This window comes from Devosia sp. MDV22-iso42, assembly GCF_058629155.1.
Genome location: NZ_JBZVWR010000007.1, coordinates 318,998 through 337,499 on the forward strand (window position 1 = coordinate 318,998; position 18,502 = coordinate 337,499).

Annotated in this window: 16 protein-coding genes; 12 read left to right on the top strand and 4 right to left on the bottom strand. The window is 62.7% G+C overall.

What is annotated here, in order from left to right:
• Nucleotides 1-18: 18 nt before the first annotated feature.
• From AC4NN3_RS09020 to AC4NN3_RS09060, 9 genes are all read left to right on the top strand, one after another.
• A complete protein-coding gene (locus AC4NN3_RS09020; protein WP_491926761.1) occupies nucleotides 19-339 on the top strand; it encodes a 2Fe-2S iron-sulfur cluster-binding protein in 321 nt (106 codons plus the stop codon).
• Nucleotides 340-546: 207 nt separating this feature from the next.
• On the top strand, nucleotides 547-1,947 hold the full coding sequence (cysG, locus tag AC4NN3_RS09025) for a siroheme synthase CysG (RefSeq protein ID WP_491926762.1): 1,401 nt from the start codon (nucleotides 547-549) through the stop codon (nucleotides 1,945-1,947).
• A gap of 4 nt (nucleotides 1,948-1,951) precedes the next feature.
• Nucleotides 1,952-2,275, top strand: coding sequence for a DUF2849 domain-containing protein (locus tag AC4NN3_RS09030; protein WP_491926763.1), 324 nt, complete (start codon nucleotides 1,952-1,954; stop codon nucleotides 2,273-2,275).
• The gene (locus AC4NN3_RS09035; RefSeq protein ID WP_491926764.1) at nucleotides 2,262-3,920 is read left to right on the top strand and encodes a nitrite/sulfite reductase; all 1,659 of its coding nucleotides are present in this window, start codon (nucleotides 2,262-2,264) and stop codon (nucleotides 3,918-3,920) included. The genes AC4NN3_RS09030 and AC4NN3_RS09035 overlap by 14 nt, the downstream gene beginning before the upstream one ends.
• Complete coding sequence (locus tag AC4NN3_RS09040) at nucleotides 3,907-5,181, top strand: phosphoadenylyl-sulfate reductase (protein WP_491926765.1); 1,275 nt, start codon at nucleotides 3,907-3,909, stop codon at nucleotides 5,179-5,181. The genes AC4NN3_RS09035 and AC4NN3_RS09040 overlap by 14 nt, the downstream gene beginning before the upstream one ends.
• 89 nt (nucleotides 5,182-5,270) lie before the next feature.
• Nucleotides 5,271-6,296, top strand: a complete 1,026-nt coding sequence (locus tag AC4NN3_RS09045) for an NAD(P)/FAD-dependent oxidoreductase (RefSeq protein ID WP_491926766.1) — start codon at nucleotides 5,271-5,273, stop codon at nucleotides 6,294-6,296.
• Nucleotides 6,296-6,616 (top strand): 2Fe-2S iron-sulfur cluster-binding protein, encoded by a 321-nt coding sequence (locus tag AC4NN3_RS09050; protein WP_491926767.1) that lies wholly within the window; start codon nucleotides 6,296-6,298, stop codon nucleotides 6,614-6,616. The genes AC4NN3_RS09045 and AC4NN3_RS09050 overlap by 1 nt, the downstream gene beginning before the upstream one ends.
• 99 nt (nucleotides 6,617-6,715) lie before the next feature.
• Nucleotides 6,716-7,267 (top strand): DUF2269 family protein, encoded by a 552-nt coding sequence (locus tag AC4NN3_RS09055; protein WP_491926768.1) that lies wholly within the window; start codon nucleotides 6,716-6,718, stop codon nucleotides 7,265-7,267.
• Between the two features lie 134 nt (nucleotides 7,268-7,401).
• Nucleotides 7,402-8,172 (top strand): EAL domain-containing protein, encoded by a 771-nt coding sequence (locus AC4NN3_RS09060; protein WP_491926769.1) that lies wholly within the window; start codon nucleotides 7,402-7,404, stop codon nucleotides 8,170-8,172.
• 22 nt (nucleotides 8,173-8,194) lie between these two features.
• Here the strand turns inward: AC4NN3_RS09060 and AC4NN3_RS09065 are convergent, their stop codons facing one another.
• The 4 genes from AC4NN3_RS09065 to AC4NN3_RS09080 all read right to left on the bottom strand — a co-directional run bounded on the left by AC4NN3_RS09065 (nucleotide 8,195) and on the right by AC4NN3_RS09080 (nucleotide 12,594).
• On the bottom strand, nucleotides 8,195-9,205 hold the full coding sequence (locus AC4NN3_RS09065) for a YcjF family protein (RefSeq protein WP_491926770.1): 1,011 nt from the start codon (nucleotides 9,203-9,205) through the stop codon (nucleotides 8,195-8,197).
• Entirely contained in the window at nucleotides 9,202-10,653 is a 1,452-nt protein-coding gene (locus AC4NN3_RS09070) for a YcjX family GTP-binding protein (RefSeq protein ID WP_491926771.1), read from the bottom strand. The genes AC4NN3_RS09065 and AC4NN3_RS09070 overlap by 4 nt, the downstream gene beginning before the upstream one ends.
• An 85-nt stretch (nucleotides 10,654-10,738) precedes the next feature.
• A complete protein-coding gene (locus tag AC4NN3_RS09075) occupies nucleotides 10,739-11,659 on the bottom strand; it encodes a homoserine O-succinyltransferase (protein WP_491926772.1) in 921 nt (306 codons plus the stop codon).
• A gap of 68 nt (nucleotides 11,660-11,727) precedes the next feature.
• A complete protein-coding gene (locus tag AC4NN3_RS09080) occupies nucleotides 11,728-12,594 on the bottom strand; it encodes an ATPase (protein ID WP_491926773.1) in 867 nt (288 codons plus the stop codon).
• A gap of 229 nt (nucleotides 12,595-12,823) precedes the next feature.
• On the opposite strand from AC4NN3_RS09080, the gene AC4NN3_RS09085 reads away from it, so the two are divergent.
• The 3 genes from AC4NN3_RS09085 to AC4NN3_RS09095 all read left to right on the top strand — a co-directional run bounded on the left by AC4NN3_RS09085 (nucleotide 12,824) and on the right by AC4NN3_RS09095 (nucleotide 18,476).
• Nucleotides 12,824-14,605 (top strand): flagellar hook protein FlgE, encoded by a 1,782-nt coding sequence (locus AC4NN3_RS09085; protein ID WP_491926774.1) that lies wholly within the window; start codon nucleotides 12,824-12,826, stop codon nucleotides 14,603-14,605.
• A gap of 68 nt (nucleotides 14,606-14,673) precedes the next feature.
• Nucleotides 14,674-16,521, top strand: coding sequence for a flagellar hook-associated protein FlgK (flgK, locus tag AC4NN3_RS09090; RefSeq protein WP_491926775.1), 1,848 nt, complete (start codon nucleotides 14,674-14,676; stop codon nucleotides 16,519-16,521).
• Between the two features lie 14 nt (nucleotides 16,522-16,535).
• Complete coding sequence (locus AC4NN3_RS09095; RefSeq protein ID WP_491926776.1) at nucleotides 16,536-18,476, top strand: hypothetical protein; 1,941 nt, start codon at nucleotides 16,536-16,538, stop codon at nucleotides 18,474-18,476.
• The last annotated feature ends 26 nt before the right edge of the window (nucleotides 18,477-18,502 follow it).

The following is an 18,502-nucleotide window of genomic DNA, read 5'->3' on the forward strand; positions in this document are numbered from 1 at the left end:
CCAATCCCCGTGAGACCCATGACCAAGATCAACTTTGTGCAGTCCGATGGCGAGCGTATCGAGACCGAAGCCCAGGCCGGCTCCACCGTGATGGAAACCGCCATCATGAACGCTGTTCCCGGCATCGTGGCCGAATGCGGCGGCGCCTGCACCTGCGCCACCTGCCATGTCTATGTCGACGACGCCTGGACGGAAGCCGTGGGCGGCCCCTCGATGATGGAAGAGGACATGCTGGACTTTGCCTTTGACGTGAAGGCGACGAGCCGGTTGAGCTGCCAGATCAAGGTCAAGGATGCGCTCGATGGCCTGGTGGTACACGTTCCGTCCCGCCAGGGCTGATCTGACCATTTTAGCCAGCGGCGGGGCGCGAGCAAAAATTGCTCGCTCGACCCCGTGCGCAGATTCTTTTGGCGGCGGTGCGCCTTTGGCAAAGGCCGCATTCCACGCTGTGCCCGCTGAGGGAAATATAGAAGCGATTGACTATCAACGCCTTGCTGGAGAGGCCGCGTATCGCCTATTTTGGTGGACGGTCACAACAGGGTTCCAATGGGTCATCTCAACACATTTCCGTTGAGCTTCAAGGTTCGAGGTCTGCGTATCGCCATTGTCGGCGGTGGCGAGGAAGCCCTGAACAAGGTCCGATTGGTAACTAAGACGACTGCGCAGGTCGTGATTATTGCCCGTCATATCGAGGCCGATTTTTCCACCTTTGACGTGCAAGTCCACGAACGGCCCTTCGCGGCGTCCGACCTAGACGGCGTGGCGCTGGTCTTTGTCGCCGAAGAGGGGGAGGACGCCGAGCGGGCCAAGGCCGCGGCCCGCGCCCGCAATATCCCGCTCAATGTGGTCGATGTCCCGGCGGAATGCGATTTCTATACCCCATCGATCGTTGATCGTGCGCCGCTGACGGTGGCGATTTCCAGCGAAGGCGATGCCCCCGTGCTGGCGCGGCTGGTGCGGGCGCGCATCGAGGCCATGCTGCCGCCCGGCTTTGGCAAGATTGCCCGGCTGGCCGGCGGATTGCGCCAGCGCGTCGAAAGCCTCATTCATACCGGCCCCGCCCGCCGCCGCTTCTACGAGGCGCTGGTGACCTCGCCGCAGGTGGAAGCGGCCGTTGCCGCCAGCCCGATCGCCGGCCGCTACGAGGCCGAAGTGCTGCTCGAGCAGCACCTGTCGGCGACCGACACTGCCGGCGTGGTCTGGCTGATTGGTGCCGGGCCGGGCTCGGAAGACCTGTTGACCCTGCGGGCCCAGCGCCTGCTGCAGCAGGCCGATGTGATCGTGCATGATCAGCTGGTGCCCGATGTCGTGGTGCAGATGGGCCGCCGCGATGCCGAACAGATTTCGGTCGGCAAGGCCAAGGGCCACCACTCCTTCAGTCAGGCACAGATCAATACGCTGATCGTGCGACTGGCGCGCGAGGGCAAGAAGGTGGCGCGGCTCAAATCGGGTGACCCAATGATCTTCGGCCGGGCCGGCGAAGAGATATCCGCTTTGCGCAAGGCCGGCATACAGTACCAGATCGTGCCCGGCGTCAGCGCGGCCATGGCAGCGGCGGCCGATACGGCGACACCGGTCACCCTGCGCAAGGTGTCGAGCGGCTTCATCATGGCCACGGCGCATGGCGCCGAGGACAGCGAGCTGGCCCATTGGGCGGCTTTGGCGCAATCCGGGCTGACCCTGGCGCTCTATATGGGTAAATCCATCGCCTCCGAAGTGGCTGCGCGGCTGGTGGCGCATGGCGCGCGGCCGTCCACGCCGGTGGGCATTGTGGTCAATGCCGGGCGCCCCCAGATGACAACATATTCGGGCAATCTGTCATCCCTGATCGAATGGGATGTGACGCTTGCCGACGGTCCGGCAATCATCTTTGTGGGCGAAGCGGTCGCCGCCGGCGATTGGGCCAATGCGGCGCAGATCGCCGCCCAGAACTTCAAGGTAGCGTAACGGCATGGACATTCTGACCGGTAATGAACTGACCTCGGGAGGAACGGTTTATCTCGATAAATCAGGCGCCTGGGTCGAAAACCTGCAGGCTGCGCGAGTCTTCACCAAGGAGGAGGTTGCCGAGCGCGACGCCGCCCTGGCGGCGACCAAGGGCACCGGCCGGGTGATCAGTCTCGAAATTGAGGAAGTCACGGTCGATCAAGGGCTTATCGTCCCCAAGCGGCTGCGCGAACGCATTCGGGCAGCCGGTCCGACCGCGCCTTTGACATTGAACGGCGCGATCTATGACCGCCAGCATCTGGGTGAGGACGGTCATGTATCGATATGACGAATTTGACGCGGCCTTCGTCGCGGGCCGCACGGCGCAGTTTGCCGACCAGGTCAACCGGCGGCTGTCGGGCGAGCTGAGCGAAGAGCAGTTTCGCCCGCTGCGGCTGATGAACGGGCTCTACCTGCAGCTGCACGCCTATATGCTGCGGATTGCCGTCCCTTACGGGACATTGTCCAGCCGGCAGATGCGCAAGCTGGCCCATATCGCTCGCGTCTATGACCGGGGCTATGGCCACTTTACCACGCGGCAGAACATCCAGTTCAACTGGCCCAAACTGAAGGATATTCCCGCAATTCTCGACGAATTGGCCAGCGTCGAGATGCATGCCATCCAGACCTCGGGCAATTGCATCCGCAATACCACGACGGACCAGTTCGCCGGCGCTGCCGCCGACGAGATCATCGATCCACGCCCGGTGGCCGAGGTCATCCGGCAGTGGTCGAGCCTGCACCCCGAATTCACCTATCTGCCGCGCAAGTTCAAGATCGCCATGACCGGCTCGCCCAATGACCGGGCTGCCATCCGTTTCCACGACATCGGCCTGCAGGCTGCCGTCAACGGGGCCGGGGAAACCGGCTGGGAAGTCTGGGTCGGTGGTGGCCTCGGCCGCACGCCGATGATCGGCAAGCTGATCAACAGCTTCGTGCCGAACGCGCACCTGCTCGCCTATCTCGAGAGCATCATGCGGGTCTACAACCGCTATGGTCGGCGCGACAACAAGTACAAGGCGCGCATCAAGATCCTGGTGCATGAAGAGGGTCTTGAGACCATCAAGGGCCAGGTCGAGGCCGAGTTCGCCGAAGTGCGGGGCGGGGCGCTGACGCTGCCGCAGCAGGAGCTCGATCGCATCACCGCCTATTTCGCGCCGCCGGCCTTTGCCGATCGCGGCGGCAGCAAGGTCGATGTCGCCTATGAGTCGATCATCGACCCGGCCTATGGCCGCTGGCTCGACAACAATATCAATGCCCATCGCGAGGCCGGTTATGCCTCGGTGACCATTTCGCTCAAGCCCATTGGCGGCGCCCCCGGCGACGCTACCGATGTGCAGATGGATGTGGCGGCCGACCTGGCAGAGCGCTATTCGTTTGACGAGTTGCGCGTGACCCATGAGCAGAACCTGGTGCTGCCGCATGTGGCGGTGGCTGATCTGCGGGCAGTCTATGATGCCCTGGTGGCGGCCAAGCTGGCTGACGGTAATGCCGGGTTGATCACCGACATGATCTGCTGCCCGGGCCTCGACTTCTGCGCTTTGGCCAATGCCCGCTCGATCCCGATCGCGCAGGAAATCACGCACCGTTTTGCCGCGCCGGAACGGCAGAAGGAAATCGGCGATCTCAAGATCAAGATTTCCGGCTGCATCAATGCCTGCGGCCACCACCATGTCGGCCATATCGGCATTCTGGGCGTCGAGAAGAAGGGCGGCGAACTCTACCAGATCACGCTGGGGGGCGATGCCACCGAGCACGCGTCGGTGGGCAAGATCATCGGACCCGGCTTTGAGGCCGACGCCGTGCCTGGTGCCATCGAAACGCTGGTCGACACCTATATTGCCCGGCGTCAAAGCGCCGACGAGACCTTCATCCAAGCCTATCGCCGGCTCGGTGAAGCCCCGTTCAAGGAGGCCCTTTATGGCGCAGCCTAAACTGGCCCACGTGCCCGCGGTGCACGACAAGCTCAAGGCGCTGGGCATCCTGGCGCTCAATGGCATGTTCGACGAAATGGATGCGGTGGGCGTGCTGCGGCAGGCCGCTACCGACGTATTGCCGGGCGATCTGGCCATCGTGTCATCCTTTGGCGCGGATTCGGCGGTGCTGCTGCACCTGGTGGCGCAAGTGGATCCCAGCCTGCCGGTCTATTTTCTCGAGACCGGTAAGCACTTTGCCGAAACGCTCGATTATGTCGAGACGTTGAGGAGCCATTTGGGCCTGCTCAATGTGCACGCCATCCACCCCAATGCAGCCGACATCAAGCGTTTTGATCCGGCCGGCACGCTGTGGGAGACCGATCCGGACAGCTGCTGCCACATCCGCAAGACCGAGCCGCTGGAGCCCGTTACCGAGCAATATGCCGGCTGGGTTACCGGACGGAAACGCTTCCAGACCAAGGAACGCGGTGTGTTGCCGCATTTCGAGCTGACCAGCGACGACCGCATCAAGGTCAACCCTTTGGCCTACTTTACCGATGCCGACGTCAACCAGTACAAGATTGAGCACGGCTTGCCCGAACATCCCCTGTTCGCTAAGGGCTACAAGTCGATCGGTTGCGCGCCCTGCACCTCGGTGGTTGCCGACGGCGAGGATCCGCGCGCCGGACGCTGGCGCGGCCTCAACAAGAAAGAGTGCGGCATCCATTTCGATTTCAACGGAGCGATTGCCTCGCCCATGACAGCCGCCAATCGACACACCCTCTGGAAAGACGGCGCCTTCATTGCCGATCCGTTCCACGCCTGGACCGAAGAGAGCACGCCGGCAACGGCCAGCTATGTGCATGTGCCCGTGCCGGTCTTTCTGTCCAATCGGGACGCCATCCTGGCCAATCCGCATCCACTGGGCCTGCTGGTATCACCGGGCGACCGGATCGAGGACCTTGCCGCCGACCTGGGCCGCTTTGCCTCCATTGCGATCGCCTTTCCCGCCTTCACCGATGGTCGCGGCTATTCCTCAGCCCGGATGCTGACTGAACGTTACCAGTATGCCAATGAAATCCGCGCCGTTGGTGACGTGTTGCAGGACCAGATTCCGCTGATGCGGCGCTGCGGCATCAATGCGCTGGTCGTCACGCATGAGCCGACGCGCGCGGCCCTGCTGGAAAACCGGCTGCCCGAAGTGGCGATCTTCTACCAGCCAACCGGCACCACTGAAGTGCCCGTCGGCACCCGCCCCTTCCTTCGCCGCGCCTCCTGATATAGGTGAAGCGCAGCGTCAGGTTATGTCGCCTGTCGCACTTTCCGCAATGATCGAGGGCGGTGGCCCTCCAACTGGACTTGAGATCAATGAGCACTGAAATCACCACCGATGTCGTCGTCATCGGCGCCGGCCCCTGCGGGCTGTTTGCCGCGTTCGAGCTCGGCCTGCTCGATCTCAAATGCCACTTCATCGACATCCTGGACCGTCCCGGCGGGCAGTGCGCCGAACTCTATCCAGAAAAGCCGATCTACGACATTCCGGGTTTCCCGGTAGTGACCGGGCAGCACCTGACCGATAATCTGATGGCGCAGATCGCGCCGTTTGCGCCTGAGTTCCACTTCAACCGCATGGTCAATTCCATCGATAGGCAGGCGGACGGCTCGTTCAAGCTGGCCACCGATGCCGACGAGATCTTCCATGCCAAGGTGGTGGTGATCGCCGCCGGTGGCGGCTCGTTCCAGCCCAAGCGTCCGCCCGTCGAGGGCATCGAGGCGTTCGAGAACCAGTCGGTTTTTTACTCGGTCCGCAAGATGGACGATTTCCGCGGCCAGGACGTGGTGATCGTGGGCGGCGGCGACTCGGCACTCGACTGGACGCTGAACCTGCAGCCCATCGCGCGCTCGCTGACGCTGGTGCATCGCCGCGCCGTGTTCAAGGCTGCGCCGGCTTCGGTCAACAAGATGCAGGCGCTGGTGGGCGAGGGCAAGATCAACTTCCTGACCGGCCAGATTGCCAAGCTCGACGGCGCGGACGGACAGATCAACCATGTGCACCTGACCACCGATGCCGGCGACCTGTCAGTGCCGGCAACGCGGCTGCTGCCGTTCTTCGGGTTGACGATGAAGCTGGGTCCCGTGGCCGACTGGGGCCTTGAGCTCAACGACAATACCATCGTGGTGGACACCGAGAAGTTCCAGACCTCGATCCCGGGCATCTTCGCCATTGGCGATATCAACTCCTATCCGGGCAAGCTCAAGCTGATCCTCAGCGGCTTCCACGAGGCGGCGCTGATGGCCCAGGCGGCCAAGGCGATCGTCTCGCCGGGCGAACGCGTGGTGTTCCAGTACACGACCAGCTCGACCAAGCTGCAGAAGAAGCTGGGCGTGGCCTGATGAAAATCGTGGTGACCGATCAGGCCGGCGAGGCGCATGAACTGGAGGGCCTCGATGGCTGGCGCACCATGGAGGTGATCCGCGACTGGGGCCTCAACGTCAAGGCGGAGTGCGGCGGTGCATGCTCCTGCGCCACCTGCCATGTCTATGTCGAGGACGGCTGGTTCGACAAGCTGCCCCCGCCCAGCGAGGACGAGGAAGACCTGCTCTATTCCACACTCGACAAGAAGCCGAACTCGCGCCTGAGCTGCCAGATCCTGCTGTCGGAGGCCTTGGACGGCATGAAGGTGACGCTGGCCCCCAGTTCCTCCAAGGACTGAGCACGCTGATTTTGCTTGATGACAAATTGTCGCAGGTGTAAAAGCCGCGCCCAACTTCGCCTGGTCCAATGATGACCGGGCGTTTGCTTGGGGGATGGCATGGACATCTATCTGATCATCAAATTTCTGCATGTGCTGACGGCGACCGTCTGGGTTGGCGGCGGCTTTGTATTCATGGTTGCCTCGGAAGTGGCGCAACGGGCGCCGGGCCCGGTCTATGGCGGATTCTCTGCCGTTGTGGCGCGGCTGGGCAATCTGGTGTTTGTGCCCGCAGCCCTGCTGACGCTGCTGCTTGGCATCGTGCTGACCATCATGTCATGGAGCTTTGGCGACCTCTGGATCCTGCTGGCGCTGGCCGGCATTGCCGTCAGCATCGGTCTTGGCATGGTGGTGATCAAACCCGGCAGCGACCGGATAGCCGAACTGGCCGAGATCGAAGGGCCTGACAGCCCGCGTGTCCGCGCCATGAGCGCGGCCCTGCTGCACAGGGGACGCTTTGATCTGGTGCTGATGGGGGTGATCATCGCGGACATGGTGTTAAAGCCCGGTTATGGCGACGGGGTGACGCTGTCGATCATGGGCGCTGTGCTGACGTTGGCAGCGCTGCGGTTTCTGGTGTGGCAGCCACCGGCAGAGACCGTCGCGGCATAACGGTCAAACCTGCCGGCCGGTCAGCGGGCAGGTAATGGCACGATTTAGTACAGATTTGGTAGACGGTTTGTTAGAAATCGTTCGGCAAGATGGCAGCAGCGTCAGAACCATCATCATTGCTACCAGGATTTGGAATGACGACACCGACGAGTTGCGAGGGCTGCCGCAATACCGATGCGAGCGCCTTTGCGATACCCTTCACCATGGCCTTTCAGCCCATTGTCGACGTGACGGCCGGCGCGATCTGGGGCTATGAAGCTCTGGTGCGCGGCACCGGAGGCGAGGGAGCCTTGCAGGTGCTGAGCCAGGTCACCGACCAGAACCGCTATGCTTTCGATCAGGCGTGTCGGGTCAAGGCCATCGAATTGGCCGGCAGAGCCATCGGCGATCAGCACACCAAGCTCAGCATCAACTTCATGCCCAATGCGGTCTATGAGCCGTCTGCCTGCATCCGCGCGACGCTGGCGGCGGCGGCGCGTACGCAGTTCGATACCAGTCGCCTAATGTTTGAGTTCACCGAAAACGAGCACATTGCCGATGCGGCGCATGTCAATCACATCGTCGCGGAATACCGTCGGATGGGTTTTACCACCGCCATTGACGACTTCGGCGCGGGCTATGCCGGGCTATCGCTGCTGGCGCGCTTTCAGACCGATCTGATCAAGATCGATATGGAACTGGTGCGAGACATCGACAGCTCCAAGGTCAAGCAGGCCATCGTGCGGGCCCTGGCGGGGCTGGCCAGTGAACTGGGCATTACCCTGCTCGCCGAGGGCGTCGAGACGGAAGCCGAGCTGAGCGTGCTGCGCGGCCTCGGCATTGCGCTGATCCAGGGCTACTACTTTGCCAAGCCAAGGCTTGAAGGCTTTACCACGAGCCACGAGCTGAGCCACAAGGCGGCGTGAACCGACGTCGATCGGTCTGGTGCTACTTCACCGCGTCGCCGGCCAGCTTGGTCAGCTCCGGGATAAAGTCGCGGACCACGGGCTGGGACTGAGTGTGGAAAGGCAGCGGGCGAACGACCCGGATGGCGGCAATGCCGACCCTGACGGTCATCAGACCGTTGACCACGCCTTCGCCCAGCCGCGCCGACAGCTTGGCGGCGAGGCCCTGGCCGACGAGTTGTTCCACCAGGCCATCGGTGAGCACCAGACCACCGGTGACGGCCAGATGGGCCAGTACGGCTCCAGTGAGCCGCCAGAAGCCGAAGAAGCCCGGGCGGGCGCCGTAGAGCGCGGCAATTGCCCCCGCCAGCCGGACGCTCTCATAGATGACGAAGGCGATGTCGACCAGCGCCCGGGGCGATACCGCGGTGACCAGGGCCACACGCCGGGCAGAGGCCGCCGTGAGCGCCTTGGCCCGGGCATCGAGTGGCGTCATCAATGTCCGCTCGGCCATGGCGATGATTTCCGTGCCATCAAACAGATGCGGCAGGTGGTCGGCCACGGTCTGGCGGGCGCGGGCCTGTTCGGGATGCTCGGCATAGATGGCGCAGAGCCTGTCGATGACCTGGGTGGCCTTGCGCTGGTCATTATCGGCCGTCGCCTGGGCCGCATCCGCGCGCAGGGCGTCGAGGACGCGGAGGCGACGCAGCGCGAAGGCCTCGCGGGCTGCCAGCACGAGCACCGCCAGCAGAAATATGGCCAGCACGCCCAGGCCGAGCCAACCCAGCCAGGGATTGGCGGCGAACAGGTCGCGGATCAGGCGGTCAGCGGCCAGGCCGAGTCCGGCCGACACCAGAATGCCGCCGCTGGTCCAGGCGAGGCGCCCGAGCCAGCCCATGCGCCTGGGCGGCGGCGCAATCAGTGTTTCGTCCTCTGCCGCATCGAACGGGCTATCGCTGACCTCGACTGTGCCCGGGGCGAAGGCGCGTGGCGCCCGGACGAGGGCGCTATCGTCGGGAACGGGTGCGGTGGGGCGGGCAATGGGACGTTTCATGCGAGCCAGTCTCCCACCAGATAATCCAGCGCCCGGTCAAAGCGGATATGGGGCAGCACGACGTCGCCGCTGGCATTGCGATCAAGCTTTTGCGGCGGGGCAAAGCGCAGGAAGTTCAGCGCCACCGGGTTGCCGTCCTCAAACAGTGAATCGGGGCGATCGGGCAAGTCCCCGGGAAACAAGGCGATTTCGGTCTTGCCGTCATAGCTGGTGCCATCCAGGCTTTCGCCCAGCAACGGCGTGCCGATGATGGTGTTGAGGGTCTGTCCGCCTTCGGAAATCGTCCCTTCACGGGTGGCGCGAATGCCCGCCAGGGCGATCGAGCGCGTCTGCGTCCCGGCAAAGCGCGCGCGCTTGCTGGCATTGGCCACCAGGCGGTTGAGTATGGTCTCGAGGCGATCATGACTGGTGTGGTGGACGTGATCGGCCTTGGTCGCGGCAAACAGGATGCGGTCAATGCGGCGGGCGAAGGGGCGCAGCAGCGGGTTGGTCTCGCCCTGGCGGAAGCAGGCCAGCACCGAAGTCAGGGCGGTTTCGAGATCGGCCACGGCCGCCGGACCGGCATTGAGCGCCCGCAGCGTATCCACCAGGACGATCTGGCGATCAAGCCGGGCGAAGTGATCGCGGAAGAAGGGCCGCACCACCTGGGCCTTGTAGGCCTCGAAGCGGTGTTCGAGCATGGCGTAGAGGCTGCCGCTTCGTACCGGCTGCGCTGGCATGGGGAGCGGCGCGAAGGTCAGCGCGGGCGAGCCCTCGAGATCGCCGGGCAGGAGGAAGCGGCCGGGGGGCAGGGTGGAGAGGGCGCCGTGTTCGCGGCTGCGCCGCAGATAGTCCGTGAAGGCGATGGCGAGGCGCTCGGCGTCGGGGTCGCTGGCCTCCTTGCGCAGATCGATGGTGTCGATCAGTTCGAGGAAGGGCAACGCCTCCTTGCCCGATCCGGGCCGGCGGGCGCGCTCGAGGGCTTCGGCGCTCCAGTCGGCAAAGCTGAGCCCCAGCAAGGGCAGGTCGAGCAGCCACTCGCCGGGGTAATCCACAATGTCCAGGTTGAGGGTCGAGGGACCGCGCAATCCGGCATACCAGTGCCTCGACTGATACTTGAGGACAATGCGCAGCTGCGAGATGCGGCGGGTGCCTTCGGGCCAGACGGGAGGTTTGCCGGTCAGCGATTGCAGGTGCTGTTCATAGGCAAAGCGCGGAATGGTCGCGTCCGGATAGTCGGCCAGCCGGGCGCCGATGAAGCGGCCTTCGGCCATGGGCGCGAAGCCGGGCATGCGGCCACCCGTCAGCAGATTATGCACCAAAGCGGTAATGAAGATGGTCTTGCCGGCGCGGCTCAGCCCGGTGACGCCGAGGCGCAAGGTGGGCGTGAAGGCCCCCGTCGCTGCATCGGCCAGATTGGACAGGGCAATGCCCAATTCGTCGGCGATGGTGGTTGGCGGTTGGGGCACGCAGGGCTCTCCCGAAGAACCCGCAAGATAGGGATTTGTGCAGAAGGTTCAATGGGCCCCGCGCGCTGACGGGGCCCCGAGCGGATTATTTTGCCGGGCTCCCGATCTCGGCCATGTCATAGGGCGTGGTCTGGTAGATCTGGTTGATCCAGTTCTGGAACAGCAGATGGGCGTGGCTGCGCCAGCGGTTTTCCGGTGTTGCGGTCGTATCGCCATTGGGAAACAGATTGGCGGGCGGCGCGGTATCGAGGCCCGCCTTGAGGTCGCGCTCATACTCGTCGACCAGCGAGCGGTTGTCATATTCGAGATGATTGAGCATGTGCACGGCACGGTGCCTGGGATCGTCCACCATGCAGATGCCGAAGTCCGGATTGTCGATCAGGATTTCCAGATCCGGGCCGAGCGAGGCGCGATCGATATCATTGATGCGCGACACCGGGATCATCGGGCTGTCGGAGAAACCCCGCAGATAGGGAGAGCGGTCGCCGGTCAGCTGATGCCGGAAAACGCCGAAGGCCTTTTTGGGCATGCGGTAGCGCCGGGCACCATGGAAATGATGCAAGGCCGCCTGCGCGCCCCAGCAGATGAACATGGTATGGTGCACATGGGTCTGCGTCCAGTTCATGATCTCAACCATTTCGGGCCAGTATTTGATCTCTTCGAACGGGATATGGGCAATGGGCGCGCCGGTGACGATGAAGCCGTCAAACTTGCGGCTGCGCACCTCTTCCCAGGTGCTGTAGAAGGAGTTGAGATAGTCTTCCGAGGTGTTCTTGGACTGGTGATCGGTCACCCGCACCAAAGTGAGGTCGACCTGCAGCGGGGTCGAGCCGATCAGCCGGGCGAACTGGGTTTCGGTCCGCTCCTTGTTGGGCATCAGGTTGAGCAGGCCAATTTCGAGCGGGCGGATGTCCTGGCGCGCGGCACGCGTTGAGTCCATGACATTGACGCCCTCGTCCTCGAGGGTCTTGCGGGCAGGCAGGTTGTCGGGAATTCTGATAGGCATGGCAGCCTCTTAGCTGGCGATTATGACGAAGCGATTCAAGCGGTGCGCGCCTCCATCAGGAGAACGCGCTAGCGCATTCGCTGCTCGATCGCCGCCGCCATCAGGTCGATGAATTCGTCGCCATCGCGGACCAGGGCCAGGTCCGATGCTTCCACGACATAGCCGAAATTGTCGGCCAGCGCCTGGTAGCGCGGCAGCCGATCATGCAGCAGTGCCTCAAAGCCCCAGGCGCCAAAGCCGGCCGGATCGACATCATTGTCTGCATGAATGCCGTGGATCAACTTGTACTCGGCCCATTTCTCGATGAGAAAGCCGGGGGGATAGTACATCGGCTTGGGGCTTTTCTTGTAGCGCCGGATCAGTTCGGCCGCATCCTTGCCGGTGCCGCGGATATAGAGCATGGCTGTCGAGGCGCTCAGTGTAGCAATCACCGGATCATGCGGATCGGCAGGGTCGACCACTTCGATTAGCGAGCCGCCTGTATCGGCGATGAAATTGTCATAACCATAGAGCTGTTTGGCACGTTCGATGAAGTGCGGCACATCCTGCAGGGCGGCAATCTCGGCGACGCGATGCTGCTCCTGGCGGCGCTGGTACTCGGCCAGCGGCAGGCCATGTTTGTCTGGATCGCCGGGCGTGCCGAGATAGCTCGACAGCGGATCGAGGTTCTCGAAGGTCAGGTTCGAGGAAATGTAGATCGAGTCTGAGCGCAGCAGTTCGGCCAGGAAGGGGACCTTCATGGCTTCGCGCTTGAAATTGTCGACGATGGCCTCGCCCATATAGCGGGTACCGATGCGGTAGTCGGCCGAGTAATGAAACCAGTTCGACGCCCGCAGCATGGCCGACAGGCGCGTCTTGCCGACGCCCGCCATGCCGAACACCGTCACGGCGCGGCGGGGTGACTTGATGAACTCGTCGGCGGAATGAAACAGCATAAAAAGCCCCTGGCGTCAGGCCTTTCCCAATAAGGCAATGGCCCCGTGTTCACAAGCGGGCGGCAATTTCTGCCGCCATGTCGGACTCTTTTGCCTGTTGCAATGGGCGCGCAGTCAGTTCGGCGTCAGATTATCCAACACAATCAAGGGGCAACGCAGTTGGCACTGTACTTGCAGTTAAACGGTGGACCAAGCGCAACCAGGCGCAAAAAGTTTTCGGGAGTGATTGATGGGTATCTATGGCGCGCTTTCCAGTGCGGTGACGGGTCTGCGGGCCCAGGCGCATGCGCTGGAAAACATTTCGGGCAACATCGCGAACTCGCAGACCACGGGTTACAAGCGTATCGAGACCGACTTCATCGATCTGATCCCCGATGCGCCGATCAAGCGCCAGGTGCCTGGCGCCGTGCTGGCCCAGTCGCGCGGCACCAACGATATCCAGGGCGATATCAAGACGGTGTCGAACGAAACCTTCATCGCTTTGAATTCAAGCGGCTTCTTTGTGGTTGAGCCCAAGGTCGGCCAGTCCGACGGCAATTCGGTGTTTGCCGGCACCAATTTCTATACTCGTCGCGGCGATTTCGAAATCGACAAGGACGGCATGCTCGTCAACGGCGCCGGCTATTACCTCAAGGGTCTGCCGATCGATACGACGACGGGCAATATTTCGGGCTCGGTGCCGGAAGTGATCCGTCTGTCCAACGCGTTCCTGCCGGCGCAGAATACGCAGCGCATCGCCTATCAGGCCAACCTGCCGCAGCTGCCCAAGACCACCAATTACAACGCCACCGTCTATAACAGCGAATTGCTCGAGCCAAACAGCTATGCGGGTTATGCTGGCGGTTCGGTCACCTCGGTGATGAATGGTACGGTCAACACGCTGACCGATGCCACCACCGCGACGCCTCTTCTGGCGGATGGTCAGTTCATGACCCTTGAGGTCAATGGCACCGCGGTCACCTTCGAGTTCACCACCGATGGCACCGTCGCGACGGGGCGCCAGGCCATCGATATTTCGGGTGCGGCTACCGTCGGCACGGTACGGGCCGAGATGCAGGCCGCGCTGCGCTCATCTGGTGGTCCCGCAGCAGCCAGCGCCAATGTGGTGCTGACTGGTTCGCCGGGTGCTCTCAGCATCAATCTAGGCAATGACTTCCATGCCCAATTCAGGGTAACCGGCGGATCGGCTGCGGCCCTGACTGCCTTGGGCTTCACCAATCCGAGCACGTCTATCGCGCCGACCCGTCCGGACATCACCACGATTGCGGCGAGCAATGACGCGCTGTTCAAATCCAACTCGGTTGCCGGTGGCGCCATCACCGTCTACGCCGCAAACGGCGCCCCCGCCAACGTACAAATGCGCTGGGCCAAGGTCGACAGCGCCGCGGCGGGCGGCAAGGATACATGGAACCTGTTCTACATGTCCGACAGCAAGGCTACCGGCGCGTCGCCGATGTGGACCAGCACCGGCGAAGTCTACACCTTCGGCTCCGACGGCTCCCTTGAGGCGCCTGGAGTGACGAGCAGCACGCTGACAAATTTGACCATCAATGGCGTGGTCATTGGCGATGTCGAGCTCAAGCACGAGACCAATGGCGTTTCCCAGTTCGCTGACGTCAACGGCACGGTGAACGTCTCCACGCTCAACCAGAATGGCTATGGCGCGGGCGAGTTCGTCTCGGTGGCCATCAATGACAGCGGTCGTGTGGTTGCCACCTATTCGAACGGCGAGCGTATCGATATGGCGCAGGTGGTGACGGCGCAGTTCAGCGCCATCAACCAGCTCAAGCGGCTCGATGGCGGCGTATTCTCTTCGACCTCGGAATCCGGCGAAGCCATTCTCGATCTGTCCGGCGAGGGCATTCTGGGCGGCGCGCTGGAAGCCTCAAACACCGACATTTCGGACGAATTTACCAAGCTGATCGTGACGCAGCAGGCCTATGCGGCTGGTACCCGCATCGTCACCGCGGCCGACAAGATGCTGCAAGAAGCGCTGAACATGATCCGCTGAAACTAACCTGCCAGTAAGGTCCGGGGCCTCGTGCTCCGGGCCCCGTCCCTCTGCGAGGAGCCCGTGATATGGGTCTGACGACATCCCTTACCAATGCTGTGTCTGGTCTGAAGGTCAATCAGGACTCGCTGGCGTTGGTCAGCCGCAACATCTCGAATTCCGGCACGCCGGGCTATCACAAGCAGTCCCTCAACGTCGTCGACTACAATGCCCAGACGAGCACCTATGCACGCAGCGTGGGGGCAAATCGGGCGTTCAATACGAGCCTGCAGACCTATTACAACCGGCAGGTGTCCGACACCGCCAACTCGTCCGTACAGGCCAACTACCTCAACCGCGTCCAGGGTTTCCTGGGTAAACCCGGCTCGACCGGATCGCTGGATACCATTTTCGGCGACCTGCAGAATTCGCTGCAGGCCATTGCCACAAGCCCAGACGACTACACCTCGCGCGCCAACGCGGTAGCGTCGGCGCAGACCATGGCCGAAACGCTGAACCGGCTCTCCAGCACTATCCAGGGCATGCGACAGGAAACCGAGGGGCAGATCGCCTCCGATGTCCACAACATGAACGGCATGCTGAACTCGCTGGCCGAGGTTAACAGCCGCATGCTCGATCTGGGCATGACCGACAGTGCCCGCAGCGCCCTGCTGGATCAGCGCGATCGCCTGGTGGGATCGGTGGCCGAACTGATCGACGTGCGGGCCGATTATCGTGGCGATGGCACTGTCGCGCTGATGACCCGCTCCGGCGTCGGCCTGCTCGACAATGGCGTCTCCACGTTCAGCTTCGAAAGCGCCGGCAGCCTCTCGGCCAATTCGGTCTTTGATCCGAATTCGGCAGCGACCAAGGTCGGCAAGCTGACGCTGACGACGCCTTCGGGTCTGACGATCGATCTGGTTACGCAGGGGGTGCTACAGGGCGGCGAATTGGGTGGACTGGTCACCCTGCGGGACAAGACCCTGGTCGAGGCACAGGAACAACTTGACGAAATCGCGTCGGGTCTGGCGCTGGCCTTCTCGACAGTCAAGAATCCCGGCGTTGCGGCGTCCGATGGCGCCGTGCCGCCCGCAACCGGCTTCGACATTGACCTCTCCGCGCTCAAGCCCGGCAATGACGTGCTGTTCAGCTATACCGAAGGGGGCGTCAGCAAGCAGGTCCGCGTGGTCAATTCCACTGACCCGGTGGACTACAAGGATGCCTCGGGCCAGCGCGTGATCGGCATCGACCTGTCGGGCAATTCCACGGCGGCAGCGGCGGCTCTGAGCGCCAAGCTGCCGGGACTGGCGATAACCAGTACCGGGGCGGGCAATCTGCGCATCCTTGATGATGGCGCGACGGGCAATACCGACGTCAAGAGTGCAGTGGCGCGATCGACCTCGACGGGTCTGCAGGGCGCGGGTCTCGCCTTCAACCTGTTCGTTGACCAGGGTAACGCCGTCTACACCAACAACCTGGACGGCGATCCACCGCAGAAGCAGGGTTTTGCCGCCCGCATCTCGGTCAACACCGCCATTCTGGCCGACAACAAACTGATGGTGCAGCACGAGGTGGGCGGCACGCTGGGCGACGCTGACCGGGCCAATTACATCATCGATCAACTGGCCAGCATGAGCTTCACCTCTGGTGGCAATCCGGCGGCCAATGCGGGCAAGTTCCAGCTGACCGGCAAACTCAGTGAAGTGATCGGCCAGGTCATCGGTTTTCAGGGCGCGAGCATTAACGCGGCGCTGACCAAGGCCGACGACCGGCAACTGACGCTCGATACCATCTCGGACCAGATGCAGACTGAGTATGGTGTCAACCTCGATGAGGAAATGGCGCGGCTGATGGAATTGCAGAATGCCTATTCCGCCAATGCCCGGGTGATCTCGGTGGTCAAGGAATTGCTCGATGCCCTGCTGGCCTCGGTTTGATGGAGTAGCGTGAGATGATCGTCAACAAATCGATGTTCCCGCTGCAGACCGGGTTTGGCGTCATCACCAAGATGCAGGATCGCTTTGCCAATCTGCAGATGCAGCTTGGTACGGGCATGAAGGCGTCGACGCTGGCCGATATGGGGCGGGATCTGCCGCTGTCGCTGTCGGTGCGCTCGCGGCTGGCGAAGATCGAGGGCTTCACGGCCAATATCGCCACGGTCGATCTGCGTATGAGCTTTCTCGACAAGACCTTGTCCCGCTTTGACACAATGGAGAGCGAGGCGCGCAACTCAGCGGTGCAGGGACAGTACGGGACCAACAATATCAACATGGCCACCCTGCCGAGCCTGTCGAAGGCGCGGCTGGACGAATTGGTGACGCTGCTGAATTCGGACGTCAACGGGCGCTACCTATTCGGCGGCTCCAATACCGACAGCGCACCGGTGCCTGACACCACGACGCTGCTCGAAGGGCAGGGCGGGAAGGCGGGGTTCAAGGCCGTACTCAGCGAGCGCCGGGCGGCCGATGCCGGCACGCTGGGCAATGGGCGTCTGACGACGGGGCATACAGTCGGCACATCGACGGTATCGCTGGCTGAAGATGGGTTGCATCCGTTCGGGATGAAGCTTTCCAACATCTCGACGACGGCGCCCAACACTGCCCTGACCTACACCGCGCCGGTGGCAACCGTCCCTGCCACGGCCAAGAGCCTGGACGTAACCTTTGCCGAGGTGCCTGACCTGATCGTGGCGGGCAACACCATCACGATGGGCTTCGCTCTGCCGGATGGGACCGAGACGCAGATTACCCTGCGGGCCGTCGAGACTGCAGCGGTGCCGCCATCGGTGGATGAATTCGTCATTGGCGCCGATGCCGAAACCACGGCGATAAACTTCCAGGCGACGCTCGACGCCAAGCTCAGTGACGTCGCATCCAAAGAGCTGTCTGCTGCCTCGAACTTCGTGGCGTCGGAGAGTTTCTTCAACGGTCCCGGTGAACCCGTGCTGCGTGTTGCAGGCGGCAATCCTGCAACGGCAACAGCGTTACGGGTCGCCGATGAGAGCGATACCATCATGTGGTACCAGGGCCAGTCTCCGGCGGTTGCGGCCGAAGGCCTGGGGCGGATGCAGATCGGCACGACAGGCGATACGGTGACGCTGTCCGGCGATTTTCCGCTGTCGGACAATTACGGTTTCAAGATTACCGGGGTGTCGGCGGATACGGCCAATATCGATACGACCTATACCGCTGCCACCGCGACCGAGGGCAGCACGGTAAGCTTCCAGTTCGACGCCGCCCTGGCTCCCAATGAAGCCGTCAACGTGACACTGGCCGAACCCGGGGGCGGCACGCGCACCTTGACCCTCACGGCTGTCAGCGGCAAGGCGGGGGCGGGGCAGTTTTCCATCGGCAGCGATGCCAACGAGACGGCCGCGAACTTTGCCAAGGCGCTCAAGCTTGTGGCGACAGAGGCAGCCATGGCAGCAGAAGGCAATCCACGCGCGACGGTTACCTCCCAGATCGATGACACGACACGCGTGGCCTATGGCATCGAAGCCAATGAGTCCGGCATGCTGCGCCTGGTGCGCAGCCTGGCCTCGATGTCGGTGGAAAACTTTCTGGATACCGATGCTGGCACCGAGGCCGATTCAAAGGCGCGCTATGACGCGATGGCGCGGCGGCAGCAACTGCAGTTGTCGGAGTCGCACAATTCCGAGCGCGGCTCGATAGAGATCCTGACCATGGAACTGGCGATTGCCCGAAACTCGCTGAAAAGCGCCACGACCCGCCATACCGACTACAAGGCGCAACTGGACAATCTGCTCAGCGATGTCGAAACGGTGAGCAAGGAAGACGTGGCCATGGAAATCCTGGCGCTGCAGACGCGTCTGCAGGCCAGCTACCAGGTCACCTCCATGGTCAGCCAGCTCAGCCTGTCCAAATATATGTAGCAATGCCTGGCATGGCAGCCTGGCAA

Bases quoted from the DNA above. Each gene is read 5' to 3' on its own strand.
- AC4NN3_RS09075 (WP_491926772.1), bottom strand. From the start codon at position 11,659: ATGCCTATCAGAATTCCCGACAACCTGCCTGCCCGCAAGACCCTCGAG.
- cysG (WP_491926762.1), top strand. From the start codon at position 547: ATGGGTCATCTCAACACATTTCCGTTGAGCTTCAAGGTTCGAGGTCTG.
- AC4NN3_RS09045 (WP_491926766.1), top strand. From the start codon at position 5,271: ATGAGCACTGAAATCACCACCGATGTCGTCGTCATCGGCGCCGGCCCC.
- AC4NN3_RS09040 (WP_491926765.1), top strand. From the start codon at position 3,907: ATGGCGCAGCCTAAACTGGCCCACGTGCCCGCGGTGCACGACAAGCTC.
- AC4NN3_RS09055 (WP_491926768.1), top strand. From the start codon at position 6,716: ATGGACATCTATCTGATCATCAAATTTCTGCATGTGCTGACGGCGACC.
- AC4NN3_RS09065 (WP_491926770.1), bottom strand. From the start codon at position 9,205: ATGAAACGTCCCATTGCCCGCCCCACCGCACCCGTTCCCGACGATAGC.
- AC4NN3_RS09080 (WP_491926773.1), bottom strand. From the start codon at position 12,594: ATGCTGTTTCATTCCGCCGACGAGTTCATCAAGTCACCCCGCCGCGCC.
- AC4NN3_RS09035 (WP_491926764.1), top strand. From the start codon at position 2,262: ATGTATCGATATGACGAATTTGACGCGGCCTTCGTCGCGGGCCGCACG.
- AC4NN3_RS09085 (WP_491926774.1), top strand. From the start codon at position 12,824: ATGGGTATCTATGGCGCGCTTTCCAGTGCGGTGACGGGTCTGCGGGCC.
- AC4NN3_RS09020 (WP_491926761.1), top strand. From the start codon at position 19: ATGACCAAGATCAACTTTGTGCAGTCCGATGGCGAGCGTATCGAGACC.
- AC4NN3_RS09030 (WP_491926763.1), top strand. From the start codon at position 1,952: ATGGACATTCTGACCGGTAATGAACTGACCTCGGGAGGAACGGTTTAT.
- AC4NN3_RS09060 (WP_491926769.1), top strand. From the start codon at position 7,402: ATGACGACACCGACGAGTTGCGAGGGCTGCCGCAATACCGATGCGAGC.
- AC4NN3_RS09095 (WP_491926776.1), top strand. From the start codon at position 16,536: ATGATCGTCAACAAATCGATGTTCCCGCTGCAGACCGGGTTTGGCGTC.
- AC4NN3_RS09050 (WP_491926767.1), top strand. From the start codon at position 6,296: ATGAAAATCGTGGTGACCGATCAGGCCGGCGAGGCGCATGAACTGGAG.
- flgK (WP_491926775.1), top strand. From the start codon at position 14,674: ATGGGTCTGACGACATCCCTTACCAATGCTGTGTCTGGTCTGAAGGTC.